The 12,241-nt window shown below is 64.6% G+C and carries 11 protein-coding genes; 7 read left to right on the top strand and 4 right to left on the bottom strand.

The genetic code is table 11. The features are described 5' to 3' along the window. Positions 1–39: 39 nt before the first annotated feature. A complete protein-coding gene (locus ACOQFP_RS07545) occupies positions 40–1,218 on the top strand; it encodes an acyl-CoA dehydrogenase family protein (protein WP_206492115.1) in 1,179 nt (392 codons plus the stop codon). Positions 1,219–1,276: 58 nt separating this feature from the next. Here the strand turns inward: ACOQFP_RS07545 and ACOQFP_RS07540 are convergent, their stop codons facing one another. The 3 genes from ACOQFP_RS07540 to ACOQFP_RS07530 all read right to left on the bottom strand — a co-directional run bounded on the left by ACOQFP_RS07540 (position 1,277) and on the right by ACOQFP_RS07530 (position 5,673). Next, the gene (locus tag ACOQFP_RS07540) at positions 1,277–2,074 is read right to left on the bottom strand and encodes an SDR family NAD(P)-dependent oxidoreductase (RefSeq protein ID WP_421583923.1); all 798 of its coding nucleotides are present in this window, start codon (positions 2,072–2,074) and stop codon (positions 1,277–1,279) included. A gap of 6 nt (positions 2,075–2,080) precedes the next feature. Then, positions 2,081–4,966, bottom strand: coding sequence for an aminotransferase (locus ACOQFP_RS07535; RefSeq protein WP_421583922.1), 2,886 nt, complete (start codon positions 4,964–4,966; stop codon positions 2,081–2,083). A 125-nt stretch (positions 4,967–5,091) separates the two neighbouring features. Continuing rightward, positions 5,092–5,673, bottom strand: coding sequence for a TetR/AcrR family transcriptional regulator C-terminal domain-containing protein (locus ACOQFP_RS07530; RefSeq protein WP_421583921.1), 582 nt, complete (start codon positions 5,671–5,673; stop codon positions 5,092–5,094). 128 nt (positions 5,674–5,801) lie between these two features. Here ACOQFP_RS07530 and ACOQFP_RS07525 point away from each other — a divergent pair, with 128 nt between their 5' ends. From ACOQFP_RS07525 to ACOQFP_RS07515, 3 genes are all read left to right on the top strand, one after another. Beyond that, complete coding sequence (locus tag ACOQFP_RS07525; RefSeq protein WP_206492119.1) at positions 5,802–7,277, top strand: APC family permease; 1,476 nt, start codon at positions 5,802–5,804, stop codon at positions 7,275–7,277. 64 nt (positions 7,278–7,341) lie between these two features. Further along, positions 7,342–8,934 carry an amidohydrolase gene (locus ACOQFP_RS07520; RefSeq protein ID WP_421583920.1) on the top strand — a complete coding sequence of 531 codons (1,593 nt, stop codon included), beginning with the start codon at positions 7,342–7,344 and terminating at the stop codon, positions 8,932–8,934. Beyond that, positions 8,931–9,407: a DUF3237 domain-containing protein gene (locus ACOQFP_RS07515; protein ID WP_341243661.1), complete on the top strand. Its 477-nt coding sequence runs from the start codon at positions 8,931–8,933 to the stop codon at positions 9,405–9,407. The genes ACOQFP_RS07520 and ACOQFP_RS07515 overlap by 4 nt, the downstream gene beginning before the upstream one ends. Positions 9,408–9,421: 14 nt before the next feature. Here the strand turns inward: ACOQFP_RS07515 and ACOQFP_RS07510 are convergent, their stop codons facing one another. Continuing rightward, on the bottom strand, positions 9,422–9,847 hold the full coding sequence (locus ACOQFP_RS07510) for a MarR family winged helix-turn-helix transcriptional regulator (RefSeq protein ID WP_421583919.1): 426 nt from the start codon (positions 9,845–9,847) through the stop codon (positions 9,422–9,424). A 100-nt stretch (positions 9,848–9,947) separates the two neighbouring features. On the opposite strand from ACOQFP_RS07510, the gene ACOQFP_RS07505 reads away from it, so the two are divergent. Genes ACOQFP_RS07505 through ACOQFP_RS07495 form a run of 3 tightly spaced genes read left to right on the top strand, consistent with a single transcriptional unit; the run spans position 9,948 to position 12,216 of the window. Then, on the top strand, positions 9,948–10,856 hold the full coding sequence (locus tag ACOQFP_RS07505; RefSeq protein WP_421583918.1) for an SDR family NAD(P)-dependent oxidoreductase: 909 nt from the start codon (positions 9,948–9,950) through the stop codon (positions 10,854–10,856). Continuing rightward, positions 10,853–11,758: a 4-hydroxyphenyl-beta-ketoacyl-CoA hydrolase gene (couO, locus tag ACOQFP_RS07500; protein WP_341243662.1), complete on the top strand. Its 906-nt coding sequence runs from the start codon at positions 10,853–10,855 to the stop codon at positions 11,756–11,758. Before ACOQFP_RS07505 ends, couO begins: the two co-directional genes overlap by 4 nt. Then, the gene (locus tag ACOQFP_RS07495) at positions 11,755–12,216 is read left to right on the top strand and encodes a MaoC family dehydratase (RefSeq protein WP_341243663.1); all 462 of its coding nucleotides are present in this window, start codon (positions 11,755–11,757) and stop codon (positions 12,214–12,216) included. The genes couO and ACOQFP_RS07495 overlap by 4 nt, the downstream gene beginning before the upstream one ends. The last annotated feature ends 25 nt before the right edge of the window (positions 12,217–12,241 follow it).

Below are 12,241 nucleotides of genomic sequence, written 5' to 3'. Positions count from 1 at the left end.
TGGTTGCCTGATCTTCCTGCGCCGCCGATAGTGTGAGGCATGGACATGCTCAACCCCGATGTACCCGAGGACGTCTTCGCCGATGTGAGAACGCAGGTCTCGCAGTTCGTCCGGTCGAGGGTGGTGCCACGAGAACTCGAGATCATGAACACCGACTCGATACCCGAGGATCTCCGTAGGCAGTCCGCCGAGATGGGTCTGTTCGGCTACGCGATCCCCCAGGAGTGGGGTGGACTGGGGCTGAACCTGATTCAAGATGTCGAGATCGCCATGGAACTCGGGTACACCACCTTGTCGCTGAGGTCGATGTTCGGTACCAACAACGGGATCGCGGGCCAGGTGCTCGTCGGATACGGAACCGAGGAGCAGAAGGCTCGATGGTTACCGGGGATGGCCGCAGGCGAGATAGTGGCGTCGTTCGCACTGACCGAGGACGGGGCCGGTTCCAACCCGGCCGGTCTGAGGACGACTGCGAGGGTCGACGGGTCTGGCTGGGTCGTCAACGGCAGCAAGCGATACATCACCAACGCCCCGGTTGCCGATCTGTTCGTCCTGTTCGCCAAGCTGGACCCGAAACCCGAGGGCAGCAACGGTATTGCAGTGTTTCTGATCCCGGCCGATTCGGTGGGCGTCGAGGTCGGCGGCAAGGACGCCAAAATGGGTCAGCAGGGGTCCATGACGGCCGACGTTACGTTCACCGACGTACGGGTCGAGGCCGATGCGTTGGTCGGTGGCAACGCAGATGTCGGGTATCGGTCGGCGATGACCTCGCTGGCGCGGGGACGAATACACATTGCGGCCCTGTCCGTCGGGCAAGCGCAGCGGGCCCTCGACGAATCGGTCTCCCATGCCGCCGTCGCCACACAGGGCGGGGAGCTCATCGGGGGCTTCCAGCTCGTTCAAGCGATGATCGCCGACCAACAGACCGGGGTGATGGCCGGGCGGGCGATGGTGCGCGAGGCCGCGCGTGCGTGGGTCGAGGAGACCGACCGCAGGATCGCGCCCTCTGCCGCGAAACTGTTCTGCACCGAGATGGTGGGCAAGGTCGCCGATCTGGCGGTTCAAATCCACGGTGGCGCAGGGTATATGCGTGAGGTACCCGTCGAGCGAATCTATCGCGATGTGCGGTTGCTGCGTCTGTACGAGGGGACGAGCGAAATTCAACGGTTGATCGTCGGCGGCGGGTTGATTCGTGCCGAACAAAAACGCACTCGGTAGCAGCCCGCACCGTCACGAACCGTGACCTGGACGGTCTCGCAGCGCAGCCGACACGTCATCAGTACGCCGACGCGGCCCGATATCCCCGTTCTTCGGCCACCGAGTTACCACCGTCGACGACGAAGACCTGGCCGGTGATGTACGACGCAGACTCGGAGGCGAGAAACGCCACGAGTGCGGCAACCTCCTCGGGCCGACCCGAACGGCCCAACGGGGTGGCCGCTCCCATCGCGTTCTCGTGCTCGGTTGCCGAACCCGTTGCGATCCAACCGGGTGCGACGATGTTCGCGGTGATACCGCGATGGGCATTGTCGATCGCGACCGAGCGGGTCAGCCCGACGAGGGCCGCCTTGGCCGCGTGGTAGGCGGCCTCTCCTCGGTAGGCCATCGCCGATCCCGATATCGAGCCGATGTTCACGATCCGCCCGAATCCCTGCTGCGCCATGGGTGCCAGAGCCGCACGGGTGACGAAGAAGTTCGTGTCGAGGTTCCGGGAGATTCCTGCGTGCCATTGCTCGTCGGACGTGAGCTCTGCCGGTGCCTGCTCCTCGCTGCTCGTGGTGGACGTCATGCCCGCGTTGTTGACGAGGACATCGATTCGGCCGAAGTGCTCCACGACGGAGTGCACGAGGCGTTCGGCACTGGCCGAATCGGTGAGATCACCGACGAAACCCACCACTTCTGCACCGGCAGATGCCAACTCGGCAACGCGATCATCGATGCGGCGAGATGTCGCCGCGATCAGCACCGAATGCGTGGGTACCAGGGCCCGGGCACAGGCGAATCCGATTCCTGTGGCACTGCCTGCCCCCGTCACGAGGGCAACGCGTGGGGCGCCGGGCGAGGTGCTCGTCACGTGCGGTCACCAGCCCGTGGTGAGGACGCGATCGAGGCAGTCGACGAAGTAGTCGACCGAGTCCTGCGAAATGCACAGCGGCGGCTTGATCTTCAGTACGTTCTGGAAGTCGCCGGTCGGCTGCATGACCACACCCAGCTCGAGCAGGCGGTTGCAGATGGCGGCCGTCTCCTCGGTCGCGGGCTCGATGGTGGCCCGATCCCGGACGAACTCGAGCCCGAGATAGAAGCCCGACCCGTGGACAGCACCGACGATCGGATGTCGTTCGGCGAGCTCGAGCAGACGCGATCTGAGGTGCCCGCCGACTGTTCTTGCATTTTCCTGCAGTCCCTCGTGCTCGATGACGTCGAGGACGGCGAGGCCGATGGCCGAGGACACCGGTGAGCCGCCGGTCGACGAGAAGAAGTAGCCACCTGTGCGGTACCGGTCGGCGATGTCCCGTCGCGTGATGACGACGCCGATCGGCTGCCCGCTGCCCACGGATTTCGCGACGGCCACGACATCGGGAACTGCCTTCTGCTGTTCGAAGCCCCAGAACCATTCACCCAGTCGGCCGTACCCGACCTGCACCTCGTCGGAGATCGCGATGCCGCCGTGCCTGCGCACTGCGGCGTACACCTGCTGGAGGTAGCCGTCGGGTAGCGCGACACCGCCGGCATTGCCGAAGTAGGACTCGCAGATGAAGCCGGCCGGAAGTGTTCCTGCAGCCGCGAGGTCGTCGATGAACTGCACTGCCTCTGGGGCGTACCGGCCGGCATCCGATCCGCGGTGGACCCCGCGATACCCGTTCGCCGCATCGACGGTGTGCACCCAATGGGGTCGTGTGGCAAGGGCATTGGGGTTGTCTGCAATCGAGGTCGAGACGGCGTCGCTGGCGAAGGTCCAGCCGTGGTACGCCTCCCTCATCGCCACCATGTCCGTGCGTCCGGTCGCGGCCATCGCAATGCGGATGGCCAGATCGGTTGCCTCCGAACCGGAGTTGACGAAGAACACCGTGTCGAGTTCCTCGGGCAGTGTTGCCGTGATCCGTTCCGCGAAGTCGGAGATCGCGCGGTAGTGGAAGCGTGAGTTGGTATTGAGCAGTCGCATCTGCCTGGCTGCGGCGTCGACCACTCGGGGATGGGCATGCCCGACCGAGCTGACATTGTTGACCATGTCGAGATAGACCCGACCGTCGGTGTCGGCCAGGAACTCGCGCCAACCACGCTCGATGCGTGGCGGGTGCGCGTAGTAGTGCTCCTGTACCTCGGCCAGCACTCGTTCGCGGCGTTCGAGGGTGTCGTCGTCGGTATCGTCTGCCGTCGGAGCAAGCCCGATCACCGGTGCCGGATCACCAGCCAGGATGTGCCAGCCTTCGGCGTACGGCCGGCCGACCAACGGTGGAACAGCGCCGGAATCGGCACGGGTGAACTGGATCTCGACAGCGCAGCGGGCGGGGAGCATCGGGCGTTCGGAATCCCAGCCGAGCGGGCCGGTGATGTGGACGACCCCCGCGTCCACCGAGATGGTGATGCCATCGTCGACATCGGCGATCTGCGCGCTCGCCGGGACGTCCAAGGCGGTGTCGTGGGCGAGCCACAGGGTCAGGGCGGTGGGTACGGTGGCGGGTGATGCGGGGGTGCGGAAGGGTGCTCCGGTCAACCGCGCGGACCAGGCGGGTGCGACTGCTGCGGATGCTCCGCTGTTCAGTGCCGCCAGCGCAGCATCGTCGAGCGCGTCCGGGCGCAGCCACCGTCCTTCGTCGTTGAGTTCGGACACGGTTCCGGCGTCGAGGACCACGGCCTCGGCCACGCCTGCGAGCAGGGGAGCGTCGTTCCAGATCGGTCGTGGTCGGGGCGCGAAACCCAGTGCCCGACGGATGGTTTCGGTCATCACCGCCAACGGGACCGAGGCTGCCTGTTCGAGAATCCTGAATTCACGCTCGAGCGCAGCATCTGCGTACGAGTTCCCGGCGTCGAGTCGAACCTGCTGGCGGCCACTGAGTACCAGCACCACTCCGCGTAGGGCAACCAACGGCCAGAGCGCTTCCACCTCGTCTTCGCTGAGCGGACGAGCCGAGTGGAACGCGAGGATGGCAGGGAGGGCGTCGACCGGGGTGGCGCCGTCGTGGTGGAGCAGCGAGGACACCGTGACCGCGATTTCTCCGACGGCCCAGGACTCGGCGACATCACCGAAGTCGATGACGGCGTCCGGCAGGGCCCCGGGTGTCGCGGGGGCGATGACGTTGTCGTCGGTGATGTCGAAATGGCCGATCTGAACGGGCAGTGTCGACGAGACCGAGTGCAACTGTCGGCATGCCGATTCGGTGACGTCCGCGGCGAATCGGCTGACCTCGGCGTCAGGTTCATCGGGCAGAAGTGTCGCGATGACGCGCTCGGCATGACGTAGGTTCCATTGCAGGACACGGCTCGACGCGGGGTGCGCGATATCGGCGAGAGCGAGGCTGACCTGCGCGGCGAGTTCGCCCATCCGCTCCACCGTGGCCGGGGACAGGTAGTTCGATCCCATCAGGGTCGACCCGGACATGAATTGAATGATTCGGCCGTGGATAGGTCCCTGCGAGGTCTGCCACCATGCCGACATCGGGCCCCGGGGTCCCTCGACCACCTGCGGAGTACGCAGTCCCGGTCGGTGTTCGGAGACGGTCGAGGCGGCGAGGTCCTGTAGCTCGATCTCCGCTTCGCTGAAGACGGGATTGCTGAGCTTGAGAACACCTATCGGAGTGGAGTTCTCGTCGTGGACCACAAAGTTCTGGTCCTGTTGACTTCCTAGTTCGACGACGGTGGCCGGCAGGCCGAACGTTTCGAGAAGCATTCGCTGCACCTCGTCGATCTCGAGGGTGGGCGTGGGGAGTTCGGGGCAATCGAAGAAGTCGAAAACGATGTCGGACATGGGTGTTTCTCCGTTCGTCGTCGGACACACTGACGCTTCCGACCATGATGTGCGTGAGGTTGCTGTTCGGGTGGTGACAGAATTTCGGTGCGGACGGAACTTCGGTACGGACGGATTCCGGTATGTCAGGGGCTGCCGAGGCGGTGCCGAAATCCGGTCAGCAAGGCCGTGAGCCCCGCCTCGAAGGCGGCGTCGGCGGGGTGCGCACCGCTCTCGCTCGCCTCCACCGCGGCCGACAGTGCAGGGTGCAGCTGCGGATCGGGTGCGTTGATGTTGCCCCCGCTCGCCAAGTCGAGTGCGGATCCCAGGACGAAGCTGTCGAACGCGACGATGATCGGCAAGATCTCCGGCCACGGAAAGCCTGCGGAGTGGAGTCCGTCCGCGATGCGGTCGTACTCCGCCAGCGACTCCTTGTCGCGGATGAGCGCAGTTGCGAACAGTCGAATCGATCCGGCGTGACGTGCGAAAGCGGCACGATACGACCAGGCCAACTTGCGCAGGGCCTCGTCCCACGGGACCTGCCCGAATGCCGAGTTGTCGATCGCCCGAGCGATCCGCGCTCGCATGAGATCGACGACCTCGTCGCGACCGGCAACATGGTGATACAGCGAGGACGGGTGTACGCCCAGCTTCGCGGCGAGCTGGGTGACGGTGAAATCGCCTGTGGCGTCGGATATCCGGAGTGCCTCTTCGACGATGCGATCCACGTCGAGTAACGCTGTTCGTGGTCTTGCCACATTCCACCAATTTCTCTCTACGACTATCCAAGTTGGTCTCTGTGGTCTACATTACAGCAAAACCAAAACAGTTTTGGTTAATCGGACGGGAGCCCGCCATGACAACCCCCCATCAATCAGGGCAGCCGAGTGCCCTCGATCGCGCCAGTCTCCACTCGCGCGACATCGTGTTCTTCGTCGTCGCCGCGGCGGCACCACTCACCGTCATGGTGGCGGTGGCCCCGATCGCCCTGCTCGTCGGTGGGGTCGGCGCTCCTGCCGGCTACCTGGCCGCAGGCCTGATCAACATGGTCTTCGCCATCGGATTCACCAAGATGGCGAAGCATGTGCACAACAACGGTGCGTTCTACTCCTACATCCGCAAGGGCCTGGGCAAAGTGGCCGGTCTCGGCAGCGCCATGGTCGCCGTGGTGTGCTACAGCCTGCTTCAACTGAGCATCTACGGACTGTTCGGTGCCGTGACCGAAGCGACGGTGAAGGACTTCCTCGGTATCGACCTCCCCTGGTGGTTGTGGGGGTTGGTCGCAGCGGCGATCGTCGCTGTTCTCGGCTACCGGTCGGTTCGGATCGGTGCCAAGGTTCTCGGAGTGCTGCTCGTGCTGGAGGTACTCGTCCTGGTGGTGTTGGCCGTCGGCGTCATCGCGAAAGGCGGGGCAACCGGTCTCACCCTCGAGCCGTTCTATCCGGAGAACGTCTTCACCGGATCGATGGGTGCAGTGCTGGCCGTGTCCTTCGCTGCGTTCATCGGGTTCGAGGCGACAGCACTGTTCCGGAACGAGGCCGTGCGGCCGGACCGGACGGTTCCCCGCGCAACCTACACGGCGGTGATCTTCCTGGCGATCTTCTACTCCTTCATCGTCTGGGTGGCGGTCATGGCGTTCGGTACCGGCAAGGCGGTCGAGACGGCCGCGGAGGATCCGGCCGAGTACTTCTTCACCGCGATGGACATCTACGTCGGAAGTGCCGCAACCGATGCGATGCGGATACTCATCGTCTCGAGCGGTCTCGCTGCATTGTTGGCCCTGCACAACGCGATCACGCGCTACGGATACGCATTGGGCCGCGAACGAATCGTTCCGGAACGACTGAGCTCGGTGCACAGCAAGCATTTGTCTCCGCACGTCGCCAGTGTCACGCAGACGGTGATCGCCGTTGTGGCCGTGCTGTGCTTCGCGATCTCCGGCGTCGAGCCGATTCTGCAGATGACCGCGTGGACTGCCAGTACCGGAACCGTGGGAATTCTTGCGCTGCAATGGCTGACCTCGCTGTCGATCGCGGTCTTCTTCCTCAAGGGCAGAGACGCCGTGCGAGATCGAGGTGCTGCGGCGGCGGGCATCGCCGCGTTCGTCCTGTTCGGTCTCGCCCTCTACCTGGTGATCAGCAAGATCGAAATAGCCACCCTGACAGACAATCCCGTCGTCAACACCATCGCCATCGGTGGTCCCTTCCTGGTGTTCGTCTTCGGTGTCCTTCTCGCGCTGTGGATTCGCAACCGTCGCCCGGAGGTATACGAGGGATTGGGCAGCACCGATGTCGATTCCGAACTCGCCGCCGCCCCACAGCCCGTCGAGTAGACGCTCACGCAAGTCAGGGGGCCGATCCCACTTTCTCGGCCGATTACGCACAAGGAGTTTCACCATGGCTGACGCCACCCTCGCCCTGATCAACGGGCACGTACTCACTCAGGTGGACGACGCGCCCACCGCGGAGGCGGTAGCGGTCCGCGGGGACCGTGTCCTGGCCCTCGGCACGACCGCGGAGATCCTCGACATCAGCGGCAGCGACACGAGAATCGTCGATCTCGCGGGCGGCACCCTGACCCCGGGTTGGGTGGACGCGCACACCCACGTCGTTCAAGGTGCGCTGATGTCGCTCGGGGTGGACATGAACGGGTGTGAGACTCTCGACGACGTTCGCCGTGCGCTCGACGGGGCGACGCCGGTGGACGGGTGGATACGCGGATGGGGCCTCGATCACAACGTGTTCGAGGGCAAGGCACCGACGTTCGACGCGATCTCCGAGTCGATCACCGAGCCTGTGCTGATCCGGTTCTACGACGCCCATTCGTCACTGGCCAATCGGGCGGCGCTGGAGGCCGCCGGTGTGAGCGGCCGAGAAGTCTTCGAGCACGGCGTTGCCCGGGTGGTAGTCGACAGTGCCGGAAGACCCACCGGTCACCTCCTGGAGGAGGCGGCCATCCACCTGGTGGAAAGCGTGGCACCGGCACCGAACCCGGTCATGGCGAAGGCCTTGCTGCGCGAGGTGACCGAGAAGATGGCCTCGGTCGGGTTGACCGGCGTTCATGTGATGGACGACTTGCCGGGAACGGTCGAGATGATCCGGGCCCTCGACGAGGACGAGTCGGGGTTGCGGTTCTGGGTGTACGGCTGGGTTCAGCCGGATCACCCCGCGGAGCGGGTGGACGAATTGGCAGCGTTGGTCGACGGTCCCGGCGGCGTGCGATGGCGATACGCAGGTGCGAAGCTGTTCATGGACGGAACCGTCGAAGGCGGCACGGCATGGTTGTGCCATCCGGATGTGTACGGCGAAAGCACCCACCCGTCGTGGACCGATCCGCAACGCTACGCGAACGTCGTGCGTGAGCTCAGCTCTCGCGGAGTGACGACGGCAACCCATGCGATCGGCGATGCTGCTGTCCACCACTGTGTCCGGACGCTCGCCGCTCTGGGGGACGGGGTTCGGCACCGCCTCGAACACCTGGAGACGGTCTGCCCCGAGGACCTGATCTCGATTGCCGCTGCGGTCGACATCGCCACCTCCATGCAACCGACGCACTGCACCAGGTACACCCGCGCCGACGAGGCCGACGACTGGTCGCGGCGCATGGGTCGTGATCGTATCGACCGCGCTTGGCCGGTAGCCGAGCTTCGGGATCTCGGTGTCACGGTGGCCCTCGGATCCGACTGGCCCGTAGCGGATTTCGACCCACGAATCGTGATGGCCGATGCCCAGCTGCGCCGCCCGGCCGATCGTCGGTCCGATCCGCCTCGCCAACCGCGGCAGGCGATTTCGGCACGGCAGGCCCTCGACGGCTACACCACCCACCCCGCCGCGGCCGCCGGTCTCACCGACGGCACCGGAACCATAGTCGTCGGTGGGCCCGCGGATTTCACCGCGATAGACGGTGATCTGTCCGGACCTGCCGAGCGGCTGCCCGAGCTACCGATCATCGCCACTGTCGTCGCAGGCGAAGTGGTGTACGAACGGTGACGGTGGCCCCCGTCGATCTGCCGCAGCCGGAACTCGAGTTCGTCTTCGAGGTCAGAGTCAGCGTTGCCGACGAGTTGCGCATCGGTCGAAGTGCGGAGGAAGTGCTGCACTTCGTCGCGATCACGGGCGGTACGGTCGCGGGCCCGAGGCTGACGGGCGAGGTGCTCGCCCATGGTGGCGACTGGTTCGTCGAGCGCGGAGACACGGTTCAACTCGATGCCCGGTACGTGCTGCGCGCCGATGACGGATCATTGATCGACGTTCGGAATCGGGGCTACTATCGCGCCGATTCCGGTGTCGAATCTCGTTTGGATGCAGGTGAAGTGGTGGACGAGCGCGACTACTACTACCGCACGGCTCCGGTGTTCCAAACCGATTCGGAGCAGTTTCGATGGTTGGCCGACAATCAGTTCCTCGGGATGGCCCGCAACGAGGGCGGACAGATCTGTATTCGGTTCTTCTGGTTGCGTTGATCGCAGGTTCCGGCTCAGCCGACGATGGCCTTCAAGGCCCGTCGTAGCGCCGAAACATCCTCGTTGCCGAGGGCAGCGAGGATGTCGGCGTTGCTCGACGCGAGCGCGCGCTGAGCGTCCACGCACGTCGCGCGCCCGTTCTCTGTGGCGTGGATCCGCTTGTGTCTGCGGTCCTCGGGGTCGACGCGCCGGGTGATCAGGCTGCGGGTTTCGAGTTCGTCGACCAGCGCGACGATCTGGCTGGGATCGAGACCGAGATTTTCGGCGATCTGTCGCTGTCCGAGTCCGCCCGAGTGCTCGCAGGCGAGTGCGAGTACCGAGTACGAGCGCACGCGCAGCTCGAACGGTACGAGGGCGGACTTGGCCGCGGCTGCCATTGCAGAGCCTGCGCGGCTGAGCAGAAACCCGATGTCGTCGGACAACGGTGCGATGTCGGTCATGGTGCTCCTCGGTTATACGGCAAAGCCTAGCAAATCTAAATCATTGACATTCGCAATCATTGATGATTCTCTGGCACTACACCACGAGAAGGAGACGGCTATGAAGCTCGACAACAAGGTGGCAGTGGTCACCGGCAGCGGCCAGGGTCTCGGTCTGGCCTACGCACAGGACCTCGCTCGCCACGGCGCGTCCGTCGTGATCAACGATGTGAATCACACGATCGCCGATGCAGCCGTCTCCTCCATCGTCGAGGCCGGCGGCACAGCAGTGGCCGTCGTGGCACCGGTCGGCAGCACCGAGACCGCCCAGAAATTGGTTGCCGGCGCGATCGAAGCATTCGGTCGCCTCGACATCATGGTCACCAACGCCGGGATTCTGCGCGACAAGGTGCTGTGGAAGATGACCGACGAGGACTTCGACACCGTCGTGAACGTCCATCTGCGTGGCACCTTCACCTGTGCCCGCGAGGCGGCTGTTCAGTTCCGCGCGCAGGGCGATGGCGGTCGGATCGTCTGTATCGGCTCGCCCGCGGGCCAGCGCGGAAACTTCGGCCAGACCAACTATTCCGGTGCCAAAGCAGGCATCGTCGGCATGGTGCGCACCTGGGCCATGGAACTCGAGCGCGCAGGCATCACCGTGAACGCGGTGTGCCCGGTCGCTGCGACCGCGATGACCGAGAGCGTCCCGTTCCTGCAGCCCTACATCGAAGCGATGCGCAACGGAGAACCGCTGCCGCCGTTCGCACGTCGCGAACTCGGATTCGGCACGCCGGCCGATGCCGCAGGAATCGTGTCGTTCCTCGCCAGCGATGCGGCCGCGGAGGTCACCGGGCAGGCGTTCGCCATCGGCGGCGACCGACTGGCGCTGTGGACCCATCCGGACATGATCGCCACCGGTTACCGCGACGGCGGCTGGTCGGCCGAGAGCATCGCTCAGGCCTGGGGTTCCACGTTTTCCGACAGTCTCGAGTCGGTCGGCGAGAACCTGCCGGTGGAGCCCGCACGATGAGCTCGAAGTACGAGTGCAACATCGACGTCGATGCCATCGTCGCACTCGATGTGCACACTCACGTCGAGATCGACGGCTGTGGGCATCGGTCGCTCGACGACGAATTGATGGCAGCGTCGGAGAAGTACTTCAAGTCCGGTGAAGAACGCACCCCCGGAATCGACGCGATCGCCGACTACTACCGGGCGAGAAACATGGCTGCGGTGGTGTTCACCGTCGACGCCGGTGCGGCGTCGGGGCATACGCCGAACTCGGTCGAGGAGATCGCCGAAGGAGCAGCACGCCACAACGACGTGCTGATTCCGTTCGGTTCGGTCGACCCGTGGCAGGGAAAGGTCGCGGTGCGGCGAGTGCACCGGCTCGTCGAGGAGTTCGGTGTCCGCGGGTTCAAATTCCACCCGAGCATGCAGGGCTTCGAACCCAACGACCGTCGCTTCTATCCCATCTACGAAGCCATCACCGAAGCCGGAGTGCCCGCACTGTTCCATACCGGCCAAACCGGTATCGGTGCAGGACTTCCTGGTGGGCACGGCATCAAGCTTCGGTACTCGGATCCGATGTTGCTCGACGACGTCGCTGCCGACTTCCCCGATCTGACGGTGATCATGGCCCACCCGGCCGTGCCGTGGGTCGACGCGCAGATCTCGATCGCGACACACAAGTCGAACGTGTACATCGATCTGTCGGGGTGGGCACCGAAGTACTTTCCGCCGCAGCTTGTTCGGGCCGCGAACTCGATGCTGAAGCGAAAAGTGCTGTTCGGCTCGGATTTTCCCGTACTGACGCCGGATCGGTGGATGAAGGATTTCGCCGAGCTCGACCTGAAGGACCAGGTACGCCCTCTCGTAATGAAGACCAATGCACTGGCCGCACTCGGCCTGACACCCAAGGAGACAGCATGACCACGCGGGTAGCAACACTTGCCGAGTTGAAGAGCCTCGAAGGCACCGAACTCGGAACCAGCTCGTGGATCGAGGTTGCGCAGCCGCGGATCGATACCTTCGCCGATGCCACCGACGATCATCAGTGGATTCACGTGGACCCGGAGCGAGCCAAGGCGCACAGCCCGTTCGGAGGCCCGATCGCACACGGCTACCTCACCCTGTCACTGATCATTCCGATGTGGGAGGAGGTGCTCGTGGTCGACGACGTCACCACGAAAATCAACTACGGCCTGAACAAGGTGCGCTTCACCAATCCGGTGCCTGCAGGCGGGCGGGTTCGACTCTCCGCAACCTTGAAATCCTACGAGGAACTGCCGAACGGCGGAGCGCAGTTGACCGTCGACGCCAAGATCGAGCTCGAAGGCAGCGAGCGGCCTGCCGTCGTCGTCGAGGCTCTCTACCGCATGTTCGTCTGATCCACACACCGAGAGGAACCGATCG

Origin of the sequence: Rhodococcus sp. MALMAid1271 (genome assembly GCF_049195265.1) — a bacterium.
GTDB lineage: Bacteria > Actinomycetota > Actinomycetes > Mycobacteriales > Mycobacteriaceae > Rhodococcoides.
Note: the sequence above shows the minus strand (reverse complement) of the source record. Positions and strands in the feature narration are given on the sequence as shown.

Excerpts from the sequence above, each read along its gene's own strand:
- ACOQFP_RS07545 (WP_206492115.1), top strand. The coding sequence starts at position 40 with ATGGACATGCTCAACCCCGATGTACCCGAGGACGTCTTCGCCGATGTG.
- ACOQFP_RS07535 (WP_421583922.1), bottom strand. The coding sequence starts at position 4,966 with ATGTCCGACATCGTTTTCGACTTCTTCGATTGCCCCGAACTCCCCACG.
- ACOQFP_RS07525 (WP_206492119.1), top strand. The coding sequence starts at position 5,802 with ATGACAACCCCCCATCAATCAGGGCAGCCGAGTGCCCTCGATCGCGCC.
- ACOQFP_RS07520 (WP_421583920.1), top strand. The coding sequence starts at position 7,342 with ATGGCTGACGCCACCCTCGCCCTGATCAACGGGCACGTACTCACTCAG.
- ACOQFP_RS07510 (WP_421583919.1), bottom strand. The coding sequence starts at position 9,847 with ATGACCGACATCGCACCGTTGTCCGACGACATCGGGTTTCTGCTCAGC.
- ACOQFP_RS07505 (WP_421583918.1), top strand. The coding sequence starts at position 9,948 with ATGAAGCTCGACAACAAGGTGGCAGTGGTCACCGGCAGCGGCCAGGGT.
- couO (WP_341243662.1), top strand. The coding sequence starts at position 10,853 with ATGAGCTCGAAGTACGAGTGCAACATCGACGTCGATGCCATCGTCGCA.
- ACOQFP_RS07495 (WP_341243663.1), top strand. The coding sequence starts at position 11,755 with ATGACCACGCGGGTAGCAACACTTGCCGAGTTGAAGAGCCTCGAAGGC.